Here is a 23,599-nt window from a genome sequence, read left to right as displayed (position 1 = left end):
CAGATATCAAACCGGAAGTCTGAGGTAATGGGGAGAATTGATATGGATACGAAAGATTTACGCTATACAACTTATGTGAAGATTTTAACAGAAGAGTTGGTGCCGGCGATGGGATGTACGGAACCGATTGCCTTAGGATATGGTGCGGCAAAAGCGAGAGAAGTGCTTGGCAGTCTGCCCGATAAAGTAGAAGTAAATGTAAGCTATAATATTATTAAAAATGTAAAGAGCGTTGTAGTGCCCAATACGGCTGGCCTGAAAGGAATTGAGGCAGCAGTAGCAGCAGGAATCGTTGCTGGTGACGCAGCAAAGATTCTGGAGGTTATTTCGGTAGTCAGCAACGAGAAAAAGTCAGAGATAAGAGACTATATTAAAAATGTGCCGATAACTGTAAAAGCGATTGACGGAGAACTGACATTTGACATTGTACTCATTTTATTTAAAGGGAATGAGTATGTGAAACTGAGAATTGCCCAGTATCATACAAACATCATATTGATCGAGAAAAATGGAGAAACATTATTTGATCTGGAAGACGGCAGTGAACCGGGGAGTGAAAATGCCATTGAAAAAACTCAGGAGGTAGGTCTCACAGATAAAAGCCTGTTAAACTTAAAAGATATAATCGAATTTGCAGATACTTTGCAGGTTGATGATGTGAAAGACATTTTAGATCCTCAAATTGAGTATAACATGGCGATTGCTGAAGAGGGATTAAAAAATAACTATGGTGCAAACATTGGAAGCACCTGGATGGCCTCTTATGGGAAGGATGTCCGTAACCGCGCAATTGCCAAGGCAGCGGCCGGCAGTGATGCCAGAATGAGCGGATGTGAACTTCCGGTAATTATTAACTCCGGCAGCGGAAATCAGGGGATCACGGTTTCAGTGCCTGTCATTGAGTACGCAAATGATCTGGGTGCAGCAAAGGATAAATTATATCGTGCTCTCGCCCTGGCAAACCTGGTATCCATTCATGAAAAGACTGGAATTGGCCGTTTATCCGCTTACTGCGGCGCTGTCAGTGCCGGATGTGCCGCCGCGTGTGGTATCACCTATTTATTAGGCGGCGGATATGAGGAGATAGCACATACTCTTGTTAATTCTGTTGTAATTACCTCTGGCATGATCTGTGACGGCGCGAAGCCTTCCTGTGCAGGGAAAATAGCCACCAGTGTTATGGCAGGGCTTTTAGGCCATGACATGTTTAAAAATGGTGAGCAGCAGTTCCGCTGTGGCGAAGGAATTATTAACCGTGATGTTGAGGAGACCATACGTAATGTGGGACGGCTTGGTAAGGACGGAATGCGTGAAACGGACCGTGAAATTGTAAAGATAATGATTGGTGAGTAATCATAAAGAATAGATAATTTTTTAGAATATATACAGCCAGGGGCACATGTAATGTACATGAGGCCCGGTATTGGCTGGTATTGGTGTATTATTAACAGCATCTATAAGGAGGCATTATAATGGTTTTAGGTCAGGAGAAAGTCTCATTTTTGAATTTACCCACGCCCTTGGAGTATCTTAAAAATATCTCAGAAGAGTTAGGAATCCAATTGTATCTTAAACGTGATGATATGACTGGTCTGGGAATGGGAGGCAATAAGCTTAGAAAGCTGGAATATATTTTAAAGGAGGCGCAGAACAAAGGGGCAACCATGCTTGTTACTGAGGGCGGAGTTCAAACAAATCATGGCCGGTTAACAGCTGCTGTGGCAGCTAAATACAACATGAGATGTGCGATTGTTGCAATCGGAGATTATCCGGGAGAATTATCGGCCAACTTACTGTTAGACCGGTTAATGGGTGCTGAAGTAATCATAAAAAAGGATGATGGCCGTCCGTCTCCTGAACAGTATAAGGAGCTGGTTAAGGATACCGTCAAAAAATATGAGGCTCAGGGAGAAACCGTTTATTACATACCCCTTGGCGGTTCCGATGATGTTGGCATTCTGGGATACTATGAATGCGCGGTTGAGGTTACAAAGCAGGCGGCTGCCATGGGAATCGGTGATGCACGGGTTATTTCTGCCGTGGGCAGCTTAGGGACCTATATGGGCCTGTATTGCGGATTCCATAATGAAGACTCCGGCTTAAAATTAACAGGTATTGCGATTTCTCCGTTTGATGAAAACAAGGAGCATGGTATTGTTGAACTGTTTGACGGCGTAAAAGAAAAATATGGTATGAAAATAAGCGCTGGGCTGAAAGATTTTGACATTGAAAAAGATTATGTCCGGGGCGGATACAATCTTCCTTCAAAGGAGGTAAGGGATGCTGTTTGTCGCTTGGCAGGAAAAGAAGCCATCCTGCTTGATCCCTGTTACACTGGAAAATGCTTTGCAGCCATCCTTGATATGGTTATGGAAGGGAAAATCAAAAAAGGTGAGAAGATCATCATGATTCACACAGGCGGTGCACCAGGATTATACACAAAGCATCACAGGGTGGAATTTGAAAAGGAATTAATTGATGGGGTTACAATTCTTGAATAAATAAAGTGACGGTATAAAAAAGTCCTTTGTGCAGAATGTTCTTCATGGAAAAATGAGCGGGGCCATATGCAGCTTCGCTCTTTTTGCCTGGATGATACGGAATGATCCCGATCAATTAAAGTACAGAAAATGATAAAAAATATTAGTGCTGTCATGGATTTTGTTATATAATATAATCGGATGGTATCATATCTGTAATGCAATGGATGTAATTTGATACGCCGGATAAATAAGGAGGGAGGCTGCCATGAAACATAAATTAACGGTTGAACAACGTCAGTTACTGTCTCAAAACCAGATATCTTCTCTGGAATTACTTGCATTATGTAATTGTGAGCTGAACCGGTATATGGAAAATGAATATATGGAAAATCCTTTGCTGGAGCTGACAAATACCGGAGCTGAATCTTATGGTCAGGAAGATTATCAGGCATGGTATCATTCGAATAACTGCGAGCCTTTAAAGAATACCGCCGGGTTTTATGAAGAAGGCAGTGAGGGAAGCGACCAGGCCCTTGACACTTCTAATACGAAAAATATTTATACCTATGTTTATGAACAGCTGGAGTTAGACCGTTACTCAGATAAACAATTAAAGGTTATTGATTTTTTAATACAGAGCCTTGATCGTAATGGGTTTATAGATTTGGAGATTCCGGAGATTGCCCAGCTGACCGGTGTAGATGAGCAGGTAACGGAAAGTTGTTTATTGGATCTAAAAAAGCTGGAACCAAACGGCATTTTTGCAAAAAATCTGGCAGAATGCTTATTAATTCAGATTGAAACACTGGGACTGGATGATGAAAAACTAAAATACATGATTTCCCATCATTTAACGGACATATCCCAGGGGAAGATAAGTTCAATTACCCGTGCATTGGATATTTCATCTGCACAGGCAAGGAGATATGTTGCTCTTATCAGCACATTAAATCCAAGACCCCTGCAAGGGTTTGGAGAGAACGAAAAGCAATACATTATTCCGGATGTTATCGTTACAATGGATCCGGATGGGAAATGGAATATAGAAATCAATGACAATTGGTGCGGAAACTATCAGTTAAACGATTATTATCTCCAGATGATGGCGGAAGTAAAAGAGCCGGAGCTGTTTGAATACTTTAAGAAAAAGTTGGAGCGGGCAAGATTTCTCACTCATGCAGTGGAACAGAGGCGCAAGACCATTATTCAAATAACAAATGCAATATTGGAAGAGCAGGATGGGTTTTTTCGGTATTCAGGCAAACTAAAACCATGTACCATGACACAAATGTCAGAAAAGCTGTCGGTCAGCACCTCGACCATAAGCCGCGCTGTAAAAGACAAATATCTTCAGTTCCCCGCAGGCTGTATTCTGATGAAAAGCCTGTTTTCCGCATCGGTTCCCACAGGTGACGGCAGCCTGATTAATTCGGAGGGTGTCAAACAATTAATATGTGAACTGGTGAATGAAGAGAATAAAGAAAAGCCCTATAGTGATTCAAAGCTTGCAGAATTACTTAGTAAGAAGGGGTATAGCCTTTCTCGCAGGGTGATTGCCAAATATCGTGAAGAGCTGGGGATCTCTGGCAGCTTTGAAAGAAAAATAAAAAATGACATCAATAAAAGAGTCAACTAAATCATATTTTTGGCTGACTCTTTTTCGCGTTATTTCTATGCTTCATTGACTGCGCCAGACCGGCCGGTTATGGATTTGTGCAAAAGGTTTATTCAATTATAAAGTTTTCGGAACTGAAATTAGAATAATACCGGCCTGTCTGGGCGATGAACTTCAGCACACAATAATCCGGATCGGTAACGCCCTGAGGATAATACATGGTATCGCCATCTTGCCAGATCATTTCCTTACTTTCCGGATCTTCTAAGACCTCCATTGTACCCTTTAGCATAACTCCCCGAAAGAACCGTTTGTCGCAAAAGTAGATACATGCTTTTGGGTTACTGCGAAATTGCCTGACACGCATGGAGGATGTATTTGTAGTAAAATAAAAGGTCTTAATCCCCTCCCGTTTTCTTGGCGGCAGCATTGCTTTTGTATTGGGGAACCCCTCATCATCCAATGAGCTTATAAAAGAAACTCCCTGCTTGTCAATTAAATTTCCGATGGTTTTCTCTGCATCCCTCATCATTTTAAATCCCTCCTGAGTCTGTTTATGGGAAAACCATAGCACAAAAGAACGGGGCAGTAAATTACTTACATTTTTGTGGGTATGCTCAGTCTATAAAACCGTTTTCTTTTAAAAAGTCCATCATATCATGTTCCTTCATAATGTCAATGCCTATGCTTTGCATAATTGTAATGGCATCCAATAACCTTTTGCCGCGTTCAGTCAAATAATATTCTACTTTCAGCGGATATCCTTCAAAAGAATGCTTGCCTATCATTCCATAAACCAGCAGCTCTTTCAGCTGTTCAAGAAGCATTTTCTGATTGATGCCTTTAATGTCCTTTTCAAGCTGGGACAAAGACATAGAGCCCTTGCCCAGCTGCCATAAAATAATTGGTTTCCACTTGCCTTTTGTAATATCATGTGTCAATTCCAGAGGACAAGTGTACTCATCGCGTATTTTCATATCTTCACCTGCGCAGTTCATACGAATTCCGGCCACTTACAATTACAAACATCTTAATTCTTCCTATGGCTTTTGTCAACGAAGAAGTTAGTACGAGAGATATTGCGAAAGGAAGAAAGGGTGCATTGCCCCAGTGCTTGCTTGAGCACATCATTTATCCTGAATAAACAGGCCAATGCCGGCATGACCTTTCGTGCAGATCATAATCAAGGGGATTTGTTTGAAAAGTTCATAGAAAGAGATTGCAAAAATCCTACAAAATTGTATAATGAAAGTGAAAGATATGTTCAAAAGATCCTATGCCAGGTGTAATGCCGGCGGTATAGGAAATATGACTGAATTTTTAGCAGCAGGGCCTGCAATAGCGTCCTTAGAAGCGTTTTTGTATGGTATGAAGATGATCTGTATCCTAGTTTTAAATATCATGAGTCATACAGGAAATGATTGAATAAAATAATAGTAACAGACAAGCTTCCAAAATATAATTAAGATTGCTCTGGGAGCCTGTTTATTAACGGACCCGGGAAGGTAACTATTTGCGGACTGTATTAAAATTTATGCTGCGATTAATGTGCAGGGAGGGAATATGAAACGATTTAAACGTGTTTTTGTAGTTGTAATTGATTCTTTAGGAATAGGTGCTATGGATAATGCCGCCGAGTACGGCGATGAAGGCAGTGATACTCTGGGCCATATTGATGCCACAGTGGATCATCTTAATCTGCCTAATTTAGAAAAGCTTGGTCTGGGGAATCTGCGTTCCTTAAGCCATGTAAAGCCTGTGGCTGAGCCCATGGCGTATTATGGAAAGCTTAATGAAGCCAGCGTGGGAAAGGACACCATGACAGGTCATTGGGAGATGATGGGGCTTTACATTACAAAGCCTTTCCAGACGTTTACGGAGACAGGTTTTCCAAAGGAATTGTTAGATGAGCTGGAAAAACGCACCGGACACAAGATTGTGGGAAATAAATCTGCAAGCGGTACGGAAATCATGGATGAACTGGGAGAGCATCAGATCGCTACCGGGGACATGATCGTTTACACTTCTGCGGATTCGGTTTTACAGATCTGTGCTAACGAAGAAACCTTTGGCCTACAGGAGCTTTACCGCTGCTGTGAGATTGCAAGAGAGCTTACCTTAAAGGATGAATGGAAGGTGGGCAGGGTCATTGCAAGACCTTATGTCGGCATGAAGAAAGGCGAGTTTAAAAGAACTCCAAACCGCCATGATTATGCCTTAAAGCCTTTCGGAACCACTGCTCTTAATGTATTAAAGGACGCAGGCTTGGATGTGATCAGCGTAGGCAAGATCTATGATATTTTCGATGGCGAAGGACTCACCGAAGGTAATAAATCCCAAAGCAGTGTTCATGGCATGGAACAGACCATAGAGATCGCAAAAAGGGAATTTGAAGGGCTGTGCTTTGTGAACCTGGTAGATTTTGATGCCCTTTGGGGACACCGCCGGGATCCAGTTGGCTACGGAGCTGAGCTGGAACGGTTCGATGAAAAGCTGGGAGAGCTTTTACCACTTTTAAAAGAGGATGATCTGCTTCTCATTACGGCAGACCATGGCAATGATCCTACCTTTAAGGGAAGCGACCATACTAAGGAAAAGGTGCCTTTCCTGGCCTATTCACCCTCTTATGACCGCTGCGGAGAATTAAAGGAACAGAATACTTTTGCAGTGATCGGGGCAACGGTATTGGATAATTTCGGTTTGAATAAAGCTCAGGATATGATTGGAGAGCCAATAGAAGAATTGCTTTAAGATTTCGAAAAGCACCGCTTTGTCTATGATAATTTTCACATGATTTATCGTAGGTAAAGTCAGGTGCTTTTTATATGCTCTTCATCAGGAAGTATTTTTGTTTCATTTTTCCTGCACAAAGTGATCTCCATAATTTTCTTTCAAATAAGCTTCCGGCTCAGGTTCGCTTTTTACGCCGATTTCCGATGCAAAGCTGGTGGTCAGGAATGGGGAGGAGTACTGAATTCTGCCAAGACTTAAGGTGATGTTTTTTTATAAAGAATGATGAAAGGGGAAACGGAACCCTGCTGGTTAGGAACAGTTTTTTACTGGATCCGGCTCACAGGCTGCCGTTTTCTTTTTTATTTTGTAATTAGCTGTGAAAGAATCATATATGGTAAAAAACAATTAATACATCACTTTAAACATAAGTAAAACATGGATAAATTTGATTGCAAACAATTCTTATTAATTTAATTCTATTTTTGATGGAAGAAGATGAAAAAATATATATAATAGTTAAAATCACATCTGAAACAGGACATAAAACAACACAAATCACAATTAAATACAATATAAAACAAAATAAGTAAATAAAAACAAATAAAAATATTGCAAAATCGGATACAATATGCTACAATTTCTACAGGAAGGACAGGTTGGGTGTGTCCGGAATAGAAAACTATATTTTATATTTTTTAAGGAGGTTTACTTTATGAAAAAGAAGTTAGCAATGGTGCTTGCAGCGGCAATGGTAATGTCAATGACTGCATGCGGCAGCAGCGGCACAGCCGCTCCGGCAACCACAGAAGCAAAGACGGAAGCCCCTAAAACGGAACAGACGACTGCCGCGGAGAAGGTAGAAAACGCCCAGGCCACAGGCTCTTTGGAAGGAAAGAAGATTGCCGTTGTGCGGAACCTGGCAGCAGGAGATCATACCCAGCAGTTTTTAGACGGCTGTGTATCCGAGGGGAAGAAGTTTGGCTGGACCGTAGACACCTTTGTAACGGACGGCGATGATGCAAAGGCTCAGGAGACGGTAGCTCAGGTCATTGCAAAGGATTATCAGGGAATTATCGTATCTCATGGACAGCTTTCTTATTCCTACGATATGTTAAAGCCTGCCAGAGACAAAGGCATGGAGGTTGTCACCTTTGATACCATGCCATTTAAGGGCGGCGATGCAAGCGGCGAGCTTCTTGAAGGAGTAACTTCTACCGCTCAGAATGATCAGGCCCTGGCTGAGCTTTCTCTTGGCTACATGATGAAAGAATTTGAAGCAAAAGGCGGAAAATACCCGATGAAAGTTTTAAAGACCTTCATGGGCCCTGGAATCCCGCCACTGGACAGACGTAACGAAATCTATACCAAGCTGGAAGCAGAAGGCAAGATCCAGACTCTGGAAGTGATTGCACCATCTGATTCAGCCAATGCCCGCGGCGATATGACCAACAAGACAGCAGCCATTCTTCCAAAATATCCGGAAGGCTCCGTAGATGCCATCTGGGGCTGCTACGATGAGCTGGCAAAGGGTGTATTACAGGCATTAAACGACGCAGGCCGTACCGATATCCCGATGTACACCATTGACGTATCCAACGATGACATTCAGTTAATGGTAAAGAATCCTGACGTATGGAAATCTACTGCAGCCGTTGATCCCAAGCTGATCGGTATTGTAGATGCCCGTCTTCTGGCTCTGAAATTTATGGGAGAAGAGACACCGGATTACTTTAACTTAAATGCATGCAACATTGAAACAACCCAGCTCACAGATCAGACCACCATGAATGATTTGGGAAGCATCATTGATGGCTGGGGCGATGCCGAAGATCCTAAGGGCGCTTTGTATACTGATGTAATCAAGAACAAATATGTAAATTAAAAAACACTCTGTATTCATTACATAATTAAGGAAGAGATGCCATGACCGAAGTGAAACTTGAAATGAAAGATATATCCATCGAATTTCCTGGAGTAAAGGCTTTGGATGGAGTTGATTTTGGTCTGAAAAGTGGTACGATTCATGCGCTTGTGGGTGCCAATGGCGCAGGTAAGTCCACCTTGATGAAAGTGCTTGCCGGTGTCAATACGCATTACACAGGACAAATTTACGTTGGAGGGGAACCGGTGGAAATCCGGTGCCCCAAAGACGCAAAAAATCTTGGGATAGAAATCGTATTTCAGGAAGTTGACACCGCGTTGATCCCCTATCTGTCCGTGGCTGAGAATGTAATGTTCAACACGCTGGTCAATAAAATGGGGCGAAAACAAATCGTGCACTGGAAAGAGATCAGGCAGGCAGCAGAAACGGTATTAAAGAAATTAAATGTGGATGTGGATATTAACAAACAGGTATCAGGACTTACCCTGGCACAAAAGCAGATGGTTCTCATAGCCAGATGCGTGGCGGAAAAGTGCCGGTTCCTTATTTTAGATGAGCCAACGGCCCCTCTTTCCAATTCCGAGACACAGGAATTGTTCCGGGTGGTCCGTGAGCTGGCAAAAGAGAATGTGGGAGTCGTGTTTATTTCCCACCGCTTAAGTGAGCTTTATGAGATTTGTGAAACGATTACTATTATGAGAGACGGCAAGCTGGTGACTGAATTGCCGCTTTCTAGGGAACTGGAAGTAAATACTCTTGTCGAATATATGTTAGGCCGTAGCTATGAGGATAATTACATCAAGAAAAAGTGCGAGATCGGCGGGCCGTTGCTTGAGATAGAAAACCTTTCCGAAAGGGAAGGGAAAGTAAAAAATATCAACATGACCGTTTGCAAAGGGGAAATTATCGGTGTGGCAGGATTGGTGGGCGCAGGCAAGACAGAGCTTTGCAAGACCCTGTTTTCCGCTTACCAGCAGTCAGGCGGCACCATGAAGCTGAACGGAAAAGTGATCAAGGCAAAAGGTCCTACCCAGGCTGTTAAAAATGGGCTTGCACTGGTTCCGGAGGAACGGAGAAAAGAAGGTGTCCTGATTTCGGATCCGGTTGTATCCAATATCTCTGTGGCAGCCATGGAAAAATATACGAACCGGCTTTCTGTGGTAAACAAGAAGCGGGAAAAAGAGGACGCCAAAGGTATGATAAGCGGCCTTGGAATCAAGACGCCATCCGAGAACCAGGTCGTTGCCCTGTTGTCCGGCGGAAACCAGCAGAAGGTGGTCGTTGGAAAATGGCTCAACAAGGATTCGGAGGTTTATATTTTCGATGAGCCGACCAAGGGAATCGACGTGGGAGCCAAGCAGGATATGTATGAGTTGATTGAAGGCTTGGCAGCCAGGGGAAAAGGCATCATTTATGCCACCTGCGAATTCCAGGAAATATTAAGTATCTGCGATCGCATCTATGTGATGTATGACGGAGAGATCATGAAAGAATTAAATGCAGCGGATACAAACGAAAAAGAACTGCTTTACTATTCGACAGGAGGTAAATGATATGTCTGGGGCAGAGAAGGTAAAAAAGAAAAGGAACGTTGGGGATTTTGTGACAAAATGGGGTACCATCGCAACTATGCTCATCATGTTCATCCTGTTCACATTTGGAAACTGGAGTAAGGATACGGGATCGAGCATGTTTCTGACCCAGTCCAATATGATCACGATCCTTCGTGCAGTATCCATTACTACCATCATTGCAATTGGTCTTACATTTGCCCTGGCGGTAAACGGCATGGATCTTTCCATTGGAGCTACGGCCCAGTTTGCAAATGTTTTTGTTATGACATGCTTTGTATGGCACAACATCAATATCGGTGTTTCCATCATTCTTACGGTGGTCATTTGCTTAAGCGTTGCGGTGATCAACAGCATTTTGATCGTTAAATTCAAGATACCCGATATGGTTGCGGCACTTTCCGTAATGTTTATGTATCAGGGAGTTTCCATGACCTATTCAAAGGGCGGCGCCATCACAGAGCGTATGACCCGTGCCGATGGGACCCAGGCTCCCGGTCTTGTTCCTGAAGCCTTCCGGGCATTAGGAAAGGAACCATGGCTGATCATCATCATGATCTGCGTGGTGCTGTTCGCATACTTTTTCTTAAATTACACCAAACACGGCAGATACATGTATGCGGTAGGCGGAAATCCTGAGGCAGCCCAGCTTTCCGGAATTCCGGTGGCAAAGTATAAGATCCTTGCATACTTTCTGTCAGCAACCTTTGCGGCTATCGGCGGAATCTGTCTGGCGGCCCGTGTGGGAACGGCACAGATTTCAGCAGGTGATGCCTACCTGATGCCTTCCGTGTGTGCGGCTTATATCGGGTTTTCCGTATTGGGTGCAGGAAAAGCCAATGCATTCGGAACCTTTGCGGGAGCGGTGCTTGTGGGTATGCTGGAAAACGGTCTTATCATGATGTCCGTGCCTTATTATGCCATGAACATCATAAAGGGTGCAGTCCTTGCCATTGCCCTTGCCATGACCTATGCAAGCGGCAAGACTAAAAATGTAAACTAAAAACATAAACGTTATATTGATCAGGGGAAGGTGACAGGAATGTCTAAATACGACAGTTATTTTTTGATGAAAGCGGAAGAGGTACCGGATTATGTTCAGGAGAAGCTCTCCTGGTTTGATAAGGATGCCAGTCTGGAATGCAAGGAAATCGGAGACGGAAACTTAAACTACGTGTTCCGTGTAAAGGATCCTGCAAGCGGGAAATCCATTATCGTAAAGCAGGCAGGAGAAGCACTTCGTATTTCAGCAGAAATGCATGTTTCCACCGACCGGGGAAGAATTGAAGCAAAGATCCTGGGAATTCAGGATTCCTTTGCACCGGGGCTGGTTCCAAAGGTTTATCTGTATGACGGAACCATGTGTGCCATGGCAATGGAGGATATGACCGGCCATACCATGATGCGTACCGGTCTGTTAAAGCATGAGACCTATCCCAAATTTGCAGACCATGTGACCACCTTTATGGTAAATTCCCTTCTGCGCACAACGGATATTGTCATGGGACACAAAGAGAAGAAGGAGCTGGTTAAAAGCTTTATCAATCCGGACTTATGCGAAATTTCAGAAGATCTGGTATACAGTGAGCCCTTTATTGATTACAACCAAAGGAACAATGTATTTCCTCCCAATGCGGATTTTGTGAAAAAGGAACTGTACGGGGATCAGGCCCTGCATCTGGAGGCTGCCAAACTGAAATTTGAGTTTATGAACAATGCTCAGTCCTTAATTCACGGGGATTTACATACTGGATCTGTGTTTATCAACAGGGAGCATACCTATATCTTTGACCCGGAATTCGCTTTCTTTGGGCCTATGGGCTATGATATCGGCAATGTCATTGCAAACATGTTTTTTGCATGGTGCAACGGTGATGCTGCCATAGAGGATGAAAAGGAAAAAGAAGAGTTTTGCGGCTGGTGTTTAAACACCATCTCTGATATCGTGGATCTGTTCATTGAAAAATATAATAAGGTATTTGACGAGTATGTGACGGAAACCATGGCAAAGGTCCCGGGATTCAAAGAATGGTATCTGGAAGGCATCCTTTCCGATACTGCCGGAGTGGCAGGGCTTGAATCCATCCGCCGGACCGTGGGAATGGCCAATGTTATTGATATTACCACGATTCCTGATAAGGAAAAACGGGCCAGAGCCGAAAAGATCGTCATTACTCTGGCAAAGAATTATATCATGAACCGCCGCAGCTTCCGTCGCGGAGCGGATTACATAAACGCGATAAAAGAGGCAGTAAACAAATTCTGAGGCCGGCAGCAGGATTGAAAGCCGGTAAAAAAGAAAGGGATAAATATCCGCTTAATTCATTAGGAGGCAAAAATGAGCGAAGAAACAAAAAAATCCATCATGGACTATGATACCGTGGCGCTTGACGAGGAGAACAATGCCCTGGTGATCATAGATCAGACACAGCTTCCGTATCATACGGAAATTCTTTCCCTGACAAAACAGGAGGATATCTGGAATGCAATCTATCTTCTCCAGGTAAGAGGGGCGCCTGCCATCGGAGTGGCGGCGGCCATCGGCATCTATCTGGCCGCAAGAGAGATCAAGGCAGATGGTTATGATGATTTTTATGCAGAATTTCAAAAAGCAAAGGACTATCTTGATTCCGCACGTCCCACTGCCGTTAATTTATCATGGGCGCTGAAGCGGATGGAACAGGTGGTTTTGAAAAACAAAGAGAAGACCGTTCCTGAAATCGTAGAGCTTCTCCATAAAGAGGCCATAGAGATCCGGGAAGAGGATATCTGGGTTTGCAAGATGATAGGTGAATATGGCCTTTCTCTTGTGAAACCGGGTGATGGTCTTTTGACCCATTGCAATGCCGGGCAGCTGGCAACGGTAAAATACGGGACCGCTACGGCTCCCATGTACCTGGGACACGAAAGAGGCTATGGCTTCCGCATCTTTTCCGATGAGACCAGACCCCTTCTTCAGGGGGCCAGGCTGACTTCCTTCGAATTAAAGGAATCAGGTCTTGACGTCACTGTGATCTGCGACAATATGTCAGCCACAGTCATGAGAAATGGCTGGGTGGATGCCGTATTTGTGGGCTGTGACCGGGTTGCGGCCAATGGGGATACTGCAAACAAGATCGGTACATCCATGGTTGCTCTGGCAGCCAAACGCTATGGTGTGCCCATGTATATCTGCGCGCCCACATCCACCATTGACTTGAACACCCCTACCGGCAAGGAGATCCACATTGAGGAGCGTCCTGCAGAGGAAGTAGTGGAAATGTGGTATAAAAAACGGATGGCTCCGGAAGGCGTAAAGGTATTTAATCCCGCATTTGATGTAACGGACCATGATCTGATCGCAGGAATCGTGACAGAGTATGGGATTGCCAAAGCGCCTTATACAGAATCATTAAAAGAAATATTCAGGAAAAAGGAAGAGGCCCTGAAAGAAAAAGAAATGTAAGTTTTTTGGCATAAGAAAAAGAGGATGTCTCAATGGTACTGGGACATCCTCTTGCCGAAATCAGGCTCAACTTTCCGTTGCTTCATAAAGTTCTACATTGTTTTTGAAAAGGTATTCTCTCCACTGGTCGTCCATCCGTTTGTCAGTGACTAGTCCTGTTATGGTTTCAAAACCGGATATCCGGATAAATGAAGTCTTATCGAATTTAGAGTGGTCTGCAATGAGATAAACGTGATTGCTCCTGGTCATCAGCATCTGGCGTATGGCGGCAATAGCTTCATTGGAATCGGTGATCCCGTGTTCCATGGAAACGCTCCGGCAGGACATAAAGGTTTTATCCAGGTAAAAGGACTCCAGGTTCTTAAGGGCCGTATTGCCTACAAAAGCTTTGTCCCTGGGAGTATAGGAGCCTCCGATGGAAATCAGGCGGATATCTTCTTTGTCATACAGTTCATTGATGATCAGCAGGGAATTTGTTACCACGGTAAGGCGCATTCCCTGTAAGGTCTTTGCCAGCTGAAGGGCCGTGGTAGAAGCATCCAGGAAAATAGAGTCCCCGTTGTGAATGATTGACAGGCACTTTTTCGCGATGGCCTGCTTGCTTTCCATATATGCGGTTTCCCGGATCGTTAAATCTACGTTATTCTCAACCCCGTCTTGTATGAATGCACCGCCATATGTTCTGGTCAGGAACCCATCATCCTCCAATTGCTTTAAATCCCGCCGGATGGTTTCCTCAGTCACGGAGAAGATTTTGGAAAGTTCGGTTACCGTAACGCTTTTCTTTTCTAAAATAATATCTTTGATCTTGGCTTTCCTCGTTACTGCTAACATAGGCATGTTCCTTTCTTTATGACAATAGATGTTTGTTTAAAATAAAATGCAATATAAAACCATAAGAATCAGGTGGCATATAAGTATATTGTATAATTATTTTGATTAAATGTAAAGGAAAAATGGACGAAATAGAAATAAAAGAGTAAAATCAAAAATGAAACAACATAAAACATTGACAATCAAACATAAAAGTGGTAAAAATACAGTATAAAAGATTAGAGTTCGGACAGAAAGAATATGCAGTTGTTTGGACTTTGGAGGTAAAGATATGATGACAGTTCAAGGCGTAAAGTACATGTCTGATTTTGAAGCCAAAAAGGCAATTTTGGACATCGGCAGGCGCATGTACAACAAAGGCTTTGTGGCCTCAAATGATGGAAACATCAGTTGTAAGGTAGGACCGAACACCATCTGGACGACGCCGACCGGGGTATCAAAGGGATTTATGACACAGGATATGCTGGTGAAAATGGATTTAAACGGAAAAGTGCTGATGGGAAGATATAAGCCCTCCTCAGAAGTTAAAATGCATCTCAGGGTTTATAAAGAAAATCCGGATGTGCAGGCAGTCACCCATGCCCACCCGCTGGTTGCAACCAGCTTTGCCATTGCCGGGATCAGCCTGGATGCCGCCATCCTTACGGAAGCGGTGCTGGGGCTTGGATCAATCCCGGTTGCAAAATACGCAACGCCGGGCACGGATGAAGTTCCTGATTCCATCGCGCCCTTTGTAAACACCCACAATGGCGTACTTCTTGCAAACCATGGGGCGCTGACCTGGGGAAAAGATATTTACCAGGCATTTTTCAGGCTGGAATCCATTGAGTATTATGCGACCATATTGATGTATACAGGCAATATCATCGGGCGCCAGAATCTGCTTTCCTGTGATCAGGTAAATAAGCTGCTGGATATCCGGCATAAGCTTGGCATCACAGCAGGTGGGATTCCCCCATGCTCCCCGGAGGAGACGAACATGAAGGATGTGGTTTCGGTATCAGAGGTCCGGCCGGCAGAACAAAAAGTTCCGGGGCCTGCATTAAAAGGAGTAACTTCCATTGTAAGACCGGGAGAGAGCCTGCCGGTTTCCGGCTGCGGCTGTACCGGTGTGGCACAGAAGGCTTCGGCCTCAGAGAAACAAAAGCCTGTGCAGGCGGAAGCACTAGGTAAGGCAAAGGAGGAAATCATAGCCGAAGTAGTGAGAAGGGTGACAGAGCAGCTATGCTAGGAGGCAGATCATGGAAATTGGGGCGAAAGAGATAGAACTGATTGTAAGGGAAGTGCTTGCAGGCATAGAAGGCAGAGGCGTAAAGCCTTCCTGTATTCCCTCTCAAAGTGAAAACGGGGTATTTGACCGGGTGGAGGATGCCATTGCAGCGGCTCACGCGGCACAGCGTCAATGGGCAGAGCATTACAGGGTCGGGGACAGGCGGAGAATCATTGAGGCCATACGGCTGACTGCAAAAAGCCATGCAAAAACCCTGGCAAAAATGGTTTGGGAAGAAACCGGAATGGGGCGTTTTGAGGATAAGATCCAGAAGCACATGGCTGTTATTGAAAAAACTCCGGGTGTGGAATGTCTGACCACGGATGCCATTTCCGGTGATGAAGGGCTGATGATAGAAGAGTATGCTCCCTTTGGAGTGATCGGAGCCATCACGCCGTCCACCAACCCAACGGAGACAATAATAAACAATACCATCAGCATGATAGCCGGAGGAAATTCCGTTGTGTTTAACGTTCATCCGGGAGCGAAAAGATGCTGTGCCCACTGCCTGAAGCTTCTTCATCAGGCCATTGTGGAAAACGGAGGCCCGGCAAATTTAATCACCATGCAGAAAGAGCCTGACATGGAGGCAGTGAGCAAAATGACGGCTGATCCCAGAATCCGCCTTATGGTTGGTACAGGAGGCATGCCAATGGTAAATGCCCTGCTTCGCTCCGGAAAGAAGACCATCGGAGCAGGTGCGGGAAACCCGCCGGTCATTGTAGACGATACCGCGGATATAAGCCTTGCTGCAAAAGAGATTTACCGTGGTGCTTCCTTTGATAACAACATTTTGTGTTTGGCGGAAAAAGAAGTTTTTGTCATGGAAAGGGCCGCGGATGAACTGGTGAATAAGCTGGAAAAGGAAGGTGCCTACCTGCTTAATTCCATGGAGTTAAATGAAATCCTTAAGTTTGCCATGATTGAAAAAAACGGCAGCTATGAAGTGAATAAAAGGTGGGTTGGAAAGGATGCGGCCCGGTTTTTGGAAGCGATCGGGGTTTCCGGCCATAAGGATGTCCGCCTTCTCATCTGCGAGACAGACAGAAGCCATCCTTTTGTCATGGTAGAGCAGCTGATGCCCATACTTCCCATCGTGCGGTTAAGGACCTTTGAAGAATGTGTGGAGTGTGCGGTGGCGGCAGAGTCTGGCAACAGGCATACGGCGTCCATGTTTTCCAGAAATGTTGAGAACATGACCAAATTCGGAAAAGTAATTGAAACCACCATTTTTACGAAAAACGGTTCAACTTTAAAAGGGGTAGGGATCGGCGGAGAGGGTCATACGACCATGACCATCGCAGGCCCCACCGGAGAGGGTCTTACCTGTGCGAGAAGTTTTACCAGAAGACGCAGATGCATGCTGGCAGAAGGAGGCCTGCGGATCATCTAGAGAGGGGAAGGTACATATGGCGATCGGCTTTTTGGAGTGTGCAGGATATGGGGCAGTTCTTTATGCCATGGATAAGGCCTGTAAGGCGGCAAATGTGAGGATTATCGGTATCGACACCATCAATCCCAAAGATACGGCCGCGTTCATTCCCCTTACGGTCCAGGTGAAATTTGAAGGCGGAATTGATGACGTGAAAGAGGCCTGCGAGGCGGCAGAACGGGCAGCTCTTAAATTTAACAGTCCGAATGAGGTTCTGACAGAGATCATTGAAAACCCATATGAGGGAACAAAGGCGTTGTCTCATATAACAAAGGTATCTTTCGGGGAAGAAAACATTATAAATTTCAGGAGGTAGCAAGATATGGCATCCACATCAATTGGGTTGGTTGAAACAAGGGGTCTGACTGCATCCATCGAAGCAGCAGATGCAATGCTGAAGGCGGCAGACGTTGAACTGGTGGGAACCGAGAAAATCGGTTCCGGTCTGGTAACCGTCATTGTAACCGGAGAGGTAGGCGCGGTAAAAGCAGCTACCGAGGCAGGAGAGGCGGCGGCTTCCAGAATTGGAGAGCTGGTGGCGGTCCATGTGATTCCCAGGCCGCACCAGGATATTGACAAAATTTTGCCAAGGATCAAATAGGCAGCAGCAAAGGTGGGCGTCATGAAAACAAACCGAAACGCCATTGGGGTTTTAGAAATTAATTATTATGCCAATACCGTAGTGGTGGTGGACCAGGCCTTAAAGGCGGCTGAAGTGGAAATCGTAAGCTGTCATAAGAGGCTGGGAGGAAGGCTGTGCCACACGGTATTAGCGGGCGAGACCTCGGCGGTTCGTGCAGCCGTGGAGGCGGCCAGAGAGGCCGGACGGATGGTGGGAGACGACAACGTTAAGGTGTCCGTATCCATTGAAAACCCTCATCCGGAGGTAATAAAGCTTTTAAATATGATAGACAGGCATGAAAAGGAAAAGGATTGTGTAAAACCAGAGGAAGAAGAGAACAAGATTAAGGAGGAAAAGTAAATGGCAGAGACAGCAGTAAAAAGGGGAATGTTAGCATTGGGAATGATTGAGACAAGGGGCCTTACCGCATCCATTGAGGCAGCAGATGCCATGTTAAAGGCAGCAGACGTTGAAATGGTGGGAACCGAGAAAATCGGCTCCGGTCTGGTATCGGTTATGGTTCAGGGAGATGTGGGAGCTGTCAAGGCAGCAGTGGAAGCAGGAGAGGAAGCAGCCTCCCGAGTGGGAGAGGTAGTAGCAGTTCATGTGATTCCAAGACCCCATAATTCCATAGGCGGAATCCTTCCTTTCCTTAAATAAAAAGAACGGGAAAGTACTTAAGGGCGGAGGCTTACAATGGAAAACAGGGAAGAACTGATTCAGAAAGTAACCGCACTGGTCCTGGATAACTGGAAGAGGCTGAGCACACAGCCTTACCAGGTTCCTGTAGGAATCTCGGCAAGGCATGTGCATCTGTCAAAGGAACATGTGGAAGTGCTTTTTGGAGCCGGCTACCGGCTGACTCCCATGAAAGCTTTAAGCCAGCCGGGGCAGTTTGCCTGTGAGGAGCAGGTGGCTGTCTCCGGCCCGGCAGGAACTCTTTCCAGGGTACGGATTCTTGGGCCGGAGAGAAAACAAAGCCAGGTGGAAATGGCCTCCGGTGACTGCAGAATTCTGGGAATACAGCCGGCCGTAAGATCGTCAGGAGATTTAAAGGGAACTCCCGGGGTAATGCTGAAAGGACCAAAGGGAGAGGTCCTGCTGACAGAGGGCGTCATCATTGCGGACCGTCATATCCATATGACGCCGGAAGATGCCAAATGGTTCGGGGTATCGGATCAGGACCGGGTAAGCGTTGCGGTCGGTGGGCCAAAGGGCGGTGTGCTTGGCCATGTACTGATTCGGGTTACCGGTGACAGCAGGCTGGATTTCCATGTGGACACAGACGATGCCAATGCGTTCCAGTTAAAACAGGGACAGTGGGTAACCATTAGAAAGGAAGAGACCCTATGATATTAGGAACAATAATGGGAACTGTGGTTTCCACGAGAAAATGCAGGAACTTAGTTGGGTTCAAGCTTCTTTTGGTAGAGCCTTATTATGGGGATAAGAACAATATTTTTGTGGCTGCTGATACCATTGGTGCAGGAATTGGGGAACTGGTCCTTGTAACCACTGACAATACGACCCAGTATGCCCTGGACCGTTCGGCGCCGGTTGATGCCTACATCGTGGGCATCGTAGATGGACCGCCGCAGCCGGGAAAGTAAGGTTAAAAGCAATAGAAGAGGTAGAGCTTATGGAACAGGAAACGCTTAAGGTTTTGGCAGTGGCAGATCCGGCGGTGGAAGGGTATCTGGATAAAGAACTGGGGATTTTAGACGGATATGAAGGAAAGGTGTATTTTCATATCGTACCCTGGGCGGATTACTATCCGATGATGATGAAAGCATTTGCCGGAGAGGCGGATTATGATATTGTCATGGTTGCAGGCCATTTATGGCTTCGTGACTTTGCAGAAAAAGGATACCTTTGGGAACTGGAGCTTGAGGAAGAAGACATCCTTCCGGTAATTGCAGAAGAAATGAAATACAAGGGAAAGGCATATTTATCTCCCTCCTTCTGTGACGGACATATGATCCTTTACCGTAAAAGCCTGCTTTATCAGGTGTTGGGAAAGGAACCTGGAAGCGTCATTGCTCCCCAGGAATACATAGAAACGGCAAAAGCTTACAAGGCGGCCTGCGGGGAACAGGCAGTGGCCATGAAGGCTGATAAGTCCGAGATATTTACCGATGCCCTTCCCTTTCTCCGTATGTACGGGGGAGACGCTTATGACTCCCATGGATCTGCGGTCTGCGGAAAGGAAGAGGCAGTAAAAGGGCTTCAGTCCTATATAGAACTGAGAGCCTGTGCAGTTAATGGTACGGAAAGCTTCGGCAACGGGGAAATTGCAGAGGCTGTCCGGCAAAAAAGAGCAGCAATGGCAGTTACCTGGAGCGGCCAGATGGGAGAAGTCTTTAAGGAAGGCTGTCTGGAACCGGAAGACCTGGGATTTTCCACGTTTTCCACGGCCTGGAACGTGACCTGGTCCTTTGGGATCTGTTCAAGCTGTAAGAAAAAGGAAGCTGCAGAGGAATTTCTTAAATACCTTCGCTCGCCTGAGGTGGATCAGAAGGTAGGAAAAAAGAGTGGTGCTCCTATAAGAAGAGGAAGCTATCTGGAAGGGGCCGGTGACTGTCCCTGGTTTCCAGTACAGCAAAAGATGATGGAACTTGCAAGACCCCTTCCCGATCTGTCAAAGGCTGGGGAGAAAAACGGAGTCCTTTATGAGAAAATCTTTGAGGTATTTTCCGGAAAAAAGACAGCAGAAGAAGCCATGAAGGAAGCCGGGCAAATGATAAATGGCATGACCCAACTGTAACGATATGATCAGGGAGAAAACATGAAGATTATTATAATTGGAGGAGTAGCGGCAGGAATGAGCGCCGCCTCCAAGATCCGCAGGGTCGATCCGGACGCAAAAGTAACGGTCTATGAAAAGGGAGGTTTTCTCTCTTATGGAGCCTGCGGACTTCCCTATTATGTGGGAGACTATAACAATGATTACCGCAAAATGATCGCCCGTACACGGGAGACATTTACCAAGATGGGCATAGAAACCTTTCTCCGCCATGAGGTACGATCCGTTGACGTGGAAAAGAAAGAGGTTCTTGTAAAGAATCTTGAAAACGGCCAGGAATTTACAGATTCTTACGATAAATTAATGATAGCTGTGGGGGCATCGGCTGTGGTTCCTCCTTTTCCGGGCAAGGAGCTTATGGGAGTCCATGTACTGAAATCCATGGAAGACGGGATCTTTTTAAAGGAATACGCAAAAATGCCGGAAATCCGGAACATCGTCATCGTTGGAGGCGGATATATCGGGGTGGAATGTGCGGAAGCATTTTTGAGCCTTGGAAAGAATGTCCGCATGCTTGAGGCGGCTCCCAGAATTCTTATGCCCTTTGATGAGGAAATCGCAGCGCTGGCCCATGAAGAGCTGGTAAAGTCAGGGGTCCTGCTTCACACCGGAGAAAAGGTGGAAGGGTTTTATGGAGACGGTCTTTATGTGAATCATGTAAAAACAGATAAGGAAACCTATGAGGCGGATTTAGTGATCGTTGCGGTAGGTGTCCGTCCCTGTACGGAATTTTTGAAAAATACAGGAATTGCCATGGGGAAAAACGGTGCTCTGATGGTGGACCGGGAAATGAGAACCTCTGTTCCGGATGTGTATGCGGCGGGAGACTGTATTCTTGTCTATCATGAAGTTTTAGAGGAAGACAGCTTTTTGGCACTCGGAACAGTTGCAAACAAATGCGGAAGGATCGCAGGTGCTAATATGACAGGGAGCCATGAACAGTTTACAGGCGCTCTTGGGTCTGCGGCCATCAAGGTGTGCGGGCTGGAGCTTGGACGCACGGGTATGGGAGAAGGGGATGCCATACGTCTTTCAAAGGATTATAAGACTTTGGTCATCCAGGCAAATGACCATCCGGCGTACTATCCGGATCCAACGCCAATTACCATTAAGCTGATTTATGAAAAAGGAACAAAAAGGCTGCTTGGCGCACAGACCTGCGGACAAAAGGGGGCTGTTTTGCGGGCAGATGTATTTGCTGTGGCAATTCACTGCGGGATGACAACGGCAGAGCTTGGAATGACGGATCTTATTTATGCACCTCCCTTTTCCGGTGTATGGGATGCCATTCAGATTGCCTGCAATGCAGCGAAATAAAGCAGAGCAGGATAGAAAGTGAGGTCAGACCATGAGCAAAATAATGACTTTGCAGGAGGCGGCAGCCCGGATCCATGACGGGGATATCCTTGGCCTTGGGGGTAATGTGCTCCATCGGGCGCCCATGGCAATGGTGCGGGAACTGGTCCGCCAGAAAAAAAGGGACTTAAAGCTGGTAAAGACTGCAGGAGCCATGGACGTGGACATGCTTTGCTTCGGAGGCTGTGTTTCCAGCGTAGATGCCGGCTTTATCAGCTATGAAAGTGAATATTCCCTGGCCGGACATTACCGCAGGGCTGTTGAAAGCGGAACTGTGAAAGGAAATGAACATGCCTGTTATACAGTGATCTCTGCGCTCCGGGCCGCCAGCTACGGAGTGGGATTCATGCCTGTAAAGGGGCTTGTGATCAGCGACCTGATCGATGCCAATGATTATTTTATACGGGTCGAGGATCCTTTTACAAAAGAGCCGGTGACAGTGGTAAAGGCTATAAGGCCGGATGTTGCGGTCATCCATGTGCAGGAGGCAGATGAAGAGGGCAACGCCAGGATCACAGGACCCTTATTTGAGGATGTTCTGTTTTCCAGGGCAGCAAAAAGGGTCATCCTGACAGCGGAGAATATCGTCCATGGATCTGCGTTTACTGGCAGCTCAAAAAAGGCGGATATTCCCCATTTTCTGGTGGAAGCAGTTGTCAAAATGCCGAAAGGGGCGGCCCCCTGTTCCTGTCCGGGATCTTATGATATTGACGGAAAGAATTTAAAGGGATTTAAAAAACTGAAGGATTTGGACGGTCTGAATGCCTATTTAAAGGCTTTTGAAAAGTCCGACTACAAAGGATAAGGGGGCATGGCATGATGGAAGAAAAAAACAGAGTCTGTGATATTATGGTCTGCGCCATGGCCCGCCTCATACCTGACGGCAGCAAGGTGTTTCATGGAGTGTCCTCCCATATGCCCATGATTGCGCTGCTGCTGGCAAAAGCGCTTCATGCGCCGGGGGCTGTGCATCTGAATATTCCGGGCGGAACAGATCCGGATCCGGTAAGGCTTAAAAAGTATACCAGTGCAGGCCCGGAGCTTTTGGAACGTGCCACAGCTTATTTTCCTTTAATGGAAGTATTTGACCTGGCCATGAGAGGAGAGCTGGATCTTGCATTTTTAAGCGGGATCCAGTTTGATTTCCGCGGCAATGTCAATGCGTCGGTCATTGGAGATTATAAAAAACCAAAGGTGAGGATGCCGGGAGGAGCAGGCAGTGCCGTTCTCATTCCAACGGCAAAAAGGGCGATTCTTTGGAGGACAAAGCATGACAAGCGCACCTTTGTGAACCAGGTGGATTTTGTAACTACCAGGGGAAATGTGGAACGGATCATCACCCCGCTATGCGTCTTTAAAATGGAAAACGGGGAAATGGTCCTGGAAACCATCCACCCAACTTCCAGCTTAGAAGAAGTACAGGAAAATACCGGATTTCCCATAAAATACTCCCATATCGCCTATACGCCCCTTCCCACAAAGGAAGAGCTGAGCGCGCTGAAACGGATCGATCCGGGAGATTTCAGAAATATAGAATTCTAAGGAGGCCATTT

At 45.7% G+C, this 23,599-nt stretch carries 24 protein-coding genes; 21 read left to right on the top strand and 3 right to left on the bottom strand.

Translation table 11 applies throughout. The features are described from left to right. Window positions 1–42: 42 nt before the first annotated feature. From ABFV83_RS07945 to rpoN, 3 genes are all read left to right on the top strand, one after another. The gene (locus ABFV83_RS07945) at window positions 43–1,353 is read left to right on the top strand and encodes an L-serine ammonia-lyase, iron-sulfur-dependent, subunit alpha (RefSeq protein ID WP_349948348.1); all 1,311 of its coding nucleotides are present in this window, start codon (window positions 43–45) and stop codon (window positions 1,351–1,353) included. Between the two features lie 119 nt (window positions 1,354–1,472). Further along, the gene (locus ABFV83_RS07940; protein WP_349948347.1) at window positions 1,473–2,501 is read left to right on the top strand and encodes a D-cysteine desulfhydrase family protein; all 1,029 of its coding nucleotides are present in this window, start codon (window positions 1,473–1,475) and stop codon (window positions 2,499–2,501) included. A 247-nt stretch (window positions 2,502–2,748) separates the two neighbouring features. Beyond that, on the top strand, window positions 2,749–4,119 hold the full coding sequence (gene rpoN, locus ABFV83_RS07935) for an RNA polymerase factor sigma-54 (RefSeq protein ID WP_349948346.1): 1,371 nt from the start codon (window positions 2,749–2,751) through the stop codon (window positions 4,117–4,119). A gap of 88 nt (window positions 4,120–4,207) precedes the next feature. Here the strand turns inward: rpoN and ABFV83_RS07930 are convergent, their stop codons facing one another. Continuing rightward, the gene (locus ABFV83_RS07930) at window positions 4,208–4,627 is read right to left on the bottom strand and encodes a pyridoxamine 5'-phosphate oxidase family protein (RefSeq protein ID WP_349948892.1); all 420 of its coding nucleotides are present in this window, start codon (window positions 4,625–4,627) and stop codon (window positions 4,208–4,210) included. An 88-nt stretch (window positions 4,628–4,715) separates the two neighbouring features. Next, window positions 4,716–5,075, bottom strand: coding sequence for a helix-turn-helix domain-containing protein (locus ABFV83_RS07925; protein ID WP_349948345.1), 360 nt, complete (start codon window positions 5,073–5,075; stop codon window positions 4,716–4,718). 586 nt (window positions 5,076–5,661) lie between these two features. Between ABFV83_RS07925 and ABFV83_RS07920 the strand changes: the two genes are divergently transcribed. The 6 genes from ABFV83_RS07920 to mtnA all read left to right on the top strand — a co-directional run bounded on the left by ABFV83_RS07920 (window position 5,662) and on the right by mtnA (window position 13,729). Beyond that, window positions 5,662–6,849 (top strand): phosphopentomutase, encoded by a 1,188-nt coding sequence (locus ABFV83_RS07920; RefSeq protein WP_349948344.1) that lies wholly within the window; start codon window positions 5,662–5,664, stop codon window positions 6,847–6,849. A 694-nt stretch (window positions 6,850–7,543) separates the two neighbouring features. Then, window positions 7,544–8,713, top strand: coding sequence for a substrate-binding domain-containing protein (locus ABFV83_RS07915; protein ID WP_349948343.1), 1,170 nt, complete (start codon window positions 7,544–7,546; stop codon window positions 8,711–8,713). 41 nt (window positions 8,714–8,754) lie between these two features. Beyond that, window positions 8,755–10,266 (top strand): sugar ABC transporter ATP-binding protein, encoded by a 1,512-nt coding sequence (locus ABFV83_RS07910; RefSeq protein ID WP_349948342.1) that lies wholly within the window; start codon window positions 8,755–8,757, stop codon window positions 10,264–10,266. 1 nt (window position 10,267) lies between these two features. Next, window positions 10,268–11,287, top strand: coding sequence for an ABC transporter permease (locus tag ABFV83_RS07905; RefSeq protein WP_349948341.1), 1,020 nt, complete (start codon window positions 10,268–10,270; stop codon window positions 11,285–11,287). A gap of 39 nt (window positions 11,288–11,326) precedes the next feature. Continuing rightward, window positions 11,327–12,550, top strand: coding sequence for an S-methyl-5-thioribose kinase (gene mtnK / locus ABFV83_RS07900; RefSeq protein ID WP_349948340.1), 1,224 nt, complete (start codon window positions 11,327–11,329; stop codon window positions 12,548–12,550). Window positions 12,551–12,622: 72 nt separating this feature from the next. Beyond that, window positions 12,623–13,729, top strand: coding sequence for an S-methyl-5-thioribose-1-phosphate isomerase (gene mtnA, locus ABFV83_RS07895; protein WP_349948339.1), 1,107 nt, complete (start codon window positions 12,623–12,625; stop codon window positions 13,727–13,729). Window positions 13,730–13,795: 66 nt separating this feature from the next. Here mtnA and ABFV83_RS07890 read toward each other — a convergent pair whose 3' ends face one another. Further along, window positions 13,796–14,563 (bottom strand): DeoR/GlpR family DNA-binding transcription regulator, encoded by a 768-nt coding sequence (locus ABFV83_RS07890; protein ID WP_349948338.1) that lies wholly within the window; start codon window positions 14,561–14,563, stop codon window positions 13,796–13,798. A gap of 271 nt (window positions 14,564–14,834) precedes the next feature. Here ABFV83_RS07890 and ABFV83_RS07885 point away from each other — a divergent pair, with 271 nt between their 5' ends. From ABFV83_RS07885 to ABFV83_RS07830, 12 genes are read left to right on the top strand one after another with little or no spacing between them, the layout of a single operon-like run. Then, a complete protein-coding gene (locus tag ABFV83_RS07885) occupies window positions 14,835–15,794 on the top strand; it encodes a class II aldolase/adducin family protein (RefSeq protein WP_349948337.1) in 960 nt (319 codons plus the stop codon). 10 nt (window positions 15,795–15,804) lie between these two features. Beyond that, window positions 15,805–17,226 carry an aldehyde dehydrogenase family protein gene (locus ABFV83_RS07880; RefSeq protein WP_349948336.1) on the top strand — a complete coding sequence of 474 codons (1,422 nt, stop codon included), beginning with the start codon at window positions 15,805–15,807 and terminating at the stop codon, window positions 17,224–17,226. A 16-nt stretch (window positions 17,227–17,242) separates the two neighbouring features. Continuing rightward, the gene (locus ABFV83_RS07875) at window positions 17,243–17,581 is read left to right on the top strand and encodes a BMC domain-containing protein (RefSeq protein WP_349948335.1); all 339 of its coding nucleotides are present in this window, start codon (window positions 17,243–17,245) and stop codon (window positions 17,579–17,581) included. A gap of 6 nt (window positions 17,582–17,587) precedes the next feature. After that, complete coding sequence (locus ABFV83_RS07870; RefSeq protein WP_038281638.1) at window positions 17,588–17,866, top strand: BMC domain-containing protein; 279 nt, start codon at window positions 17,588–17,590, stop codon at window positions 17,864–17,866. Between the two features lie 21 nt (window positions 17,867–17,887). Beyond that, window positions 17,888–18,247 (top strand): BMC domain-containing protein, encoded by a 360-nt coding sequence (locus ABFV83_RS07865; protein ID WP_349948334.1) that lies wholly within the window; start codon window positions 17,888–17,890, stop codon window positions 18,245–18,247. Next, window positions 18,248–18,547, top strand: coding sequence for a BMC domain-containing protein (locus ABFV83_RS07860; protein ID WP_054741090.1), 300 nt, complete (start codon window positions 18,248–18,250; stop codon window positions 18,545–18,547). It abuts the gene before it with no gap. 36 nt (window positions 18,548–18,583) lie between these two features. Beyond that, the gene (locus tag ABFV83_RS07855) at window positions 18,584–19,240 is read left to right on the top strand and encodes a phosphate propanoyltransferase (protein ID WP_349948333.1); all 657 of its coding nucleotides are present in this window, start codon (window positions 18,584–18,586) and stop codon (window positions 19,238–19,240) included. After that, complete coding sequence (locus tag ABFV83_RS07850; protein ID WP_054741092.1) at window positions 19,237–19,497, top strand: EutN/CcmL family microcompartment protein; 261 nt, start codon at window positions 19,237–19,239, stop codon at window positions 19,495–19,497. Before ABFV83_RS07855 ends, ABFV83_RS07850 begins: the two co-directional genes overlap by 4 nt. 29 nt (window positions 19,498–19,526) lie before the next feature. Continuing rightward, on the top strand, window positions 19,527–20,651 hold the full coding sequence (locus ABFV83_RS07845) for an extracellular solute-binding protein (protein ID WP_349948332.1): 1,125 nt from the start codon (window positions 19,527–19,529) through the stop codon (window positions 20,649–20,651). Window positions 20,652–20,672: 21 nt separating this feature from the next. Beyond that, complete coding sequence (locus ABFV83_RS07840; protein WP_349948331.1) at window positions 20,673–22,007, top strand: CoA-disulfide reductase; 1,335 nt, start codon at window positions 20,673–20,675, stop codon at window positions 22,005–22,007. 31 nt (window positions 22,008–22,038) lie between these two features. Next, window positions 22,039–22,851, top strand: a complete 813-nt coding sequence (locus ABFV83_RS07835; RefSeq protein ID WP_349948330.1) for a CoA-transferase — start codon at window positions 22,039–22,041, stop codon at window positions 22,849–22,851. 11 nt (window positions 22,852–22,862) lie between these two features. After that, on the top strand, window positions 22,863–23,588 hold the full coding sequence (locus ABFV83_RS07830; protein WP_349948329.1) for a CoA-transferase: 726 nt from the start codon (window positions 22,863–22,865) through the stop codon (window positions 23,586–23,588). The last annotated feature ends 11 nt before the right edge of the window (window positions 23,589–23,599 follow it).

This window comes from Lacrimispora sp. BS-2, assembly GCF_040207125.1.
Taxonomy (GTDB): Bacteria; Bacillota; Clostridia; order Lachnospirales; family Lachnospiraceae; genus Lacrimispora.
The sequence above is the reverse complement of the archived record's forward strand: the minus strand, read 5'-3'. Positions and strand labels throughout refer to the sequence as shown.

Coding starts and splice junctions, on each gene's coding strand:
- ABFV83_RS07870 (WP_038281638.1), top strand. CDS start 17,588: ATGGCATCCACATCAATTGGGTTGGTTGAAACAAGGGGTCTGACTGCA.
- ABFV83_RS07890 (WP_349948338.1), bottom strand. CDS start 14,563: ATGTTAGCAGTAACGAGGAAAGCCAAGATCAAAGATATTATTTTAGAA.
- mtnA (WP_349948339.1), top strand. CDS start 12,623: ATGAGCGAAGAAACAAAAAAATCCATCATGGACTATGATACCGTGGCG.
- ABFV83_RS07920 (WP_349948344.1), top strand. CDS start 5,662: ATGAAACGATTTAAACGTGTTTTTGTAGTTGTAATTGATTCTTTAGGA.
- ABFV83_RS07835 (WP_349948330.1), top strand. CDS start 22,039: ATGAGCAAAATAATGACTTTGCAGGAGGCGGCAGCCCGGATCCATGAC.
- ABFV83_RS07885 (WP_349948337.1), top strand. CDS start 14,835: ATGATGACAGTTCAAGGCGTAAAGTACATGTCTGATTTTGAAGCCAAA.
- ABFV83_RS07865 (WP_349948334.1), top strand. CDS start 17,888: ATGAAAACAAACCGAAACGCCATTGGGGTTTTAGAAATTAATTATTAT.
- ABFV83_RS07855 (WP_349948333.1), top strand. CDS start 18,584: ATGGAAAACAGGGAAGAACTGATTCAGAAAGTAACCGCACTGGTCCTG.
- ABFV83_RS07880 (WP_349948336.1), top strand. CDS start 15,805: ATGGAAATTGGGGCGAAAGAGATAGAACTGATTGTAAGGGAAGTGCTT.
- rpoN (WP_349948346.1), top strand. CDS start 2,749: ATGAAACATAAATTAACGGTTGAACAACGTCAGTTACTGTCTCAAAAC.
- ABFV83_RS07940 (WP_349948347.1), top strand. CDS start 1,473: ATGGTTTTAGGTCAGGAGAAAGTCTCATTTTTGAATTTACCCACGCCC.
- ABFV83_RS07830 (WP_349948329.1), top strand. CDS start 22,863: ATGATGGAAGAAAAAAACAGAGTCTGTGATATTATGGTCTGCGCCATG.
- ABFV83_RS07945 (WP_349948348.1), top strand. CDS start 43: ATGGATACGAAAGATTTACGCTATACAACTTATGTGAAGATTTTAACA.
- ABFV83_RS07875 (WP_349948335.1), top strand. CDS start 17,243: ATGGCGATCGGCTTTTTGGAGTGTGCAGGATATGGGGCAGTTCTTTAT.
- ABFV83_RS07905 (WP_349948341.1), top strand. CDS start 10,268: ATGTCTGGGGCAGAGAAGGTAAAAAAGAAAAGGAACGTTGGGGATTTT.
- mtnK (WP_349948340.1), top strand. CDS start 11,327: ATGTCTAAATACGACAGTTATTTTTTGATGAAAGCGGAAGAGGTACCG.
- ABFV83_RS07840 (WP_349948331.1), top strand. CDS start 20,673: ATGAAGATTATTATAATTGGAGGAGTAGCGGCAGGAATGAGCGCCGCC.
- ABFV83_RS07845 (WP_349948332.1), top strand. CDS start 19,527: ATGGAACAGGAAACGCTTAAGGTTTTGGCAGTGGCAGATCCGGCGGTG.
- ABFV83_RS07925 (WP_349948345.1), bottom strand. CDS start 5,075: ATGAAAATACGCGATGAGTACACTTGTCCTCTGGAATTGACACATGAT.
- ABFV83_RS07850 (WP_054741092.1), top strand. CDS start 19,237: ATGATATTAGGAACAATAATGGGAACTGTGGTTTCCACGAGAAAATGC.
- ABFV83_RS07860 (WP_054741090.1), top strand. CDS start 18,248: ATGGCAGAGACAGCAGTAAAAAGGGGAATGTTAGCATTGGGAATGATT.
- ABFV83_RS07910 (WP_349948342.1), top strand. CDS start 8,755: ATGACCGAAGTGAAACTTGAAATGAAAGATATATCCATCGAATTTCCT.
- ABFV83_RS07915 (WP_349948343.1), top strand. CDS start 7,544: ATGAAAAAGAAGTTAGCAATGGTGCTTGCAGCGGCAATGGTAATGTCA.
- ABFV83_RS07930 (WP_349948892.1), bottom strand. CDS start 4,627: ATGAGGGATGCAGAGAAAACCATCGGAAATTTAATTGACAAGCAGGGA.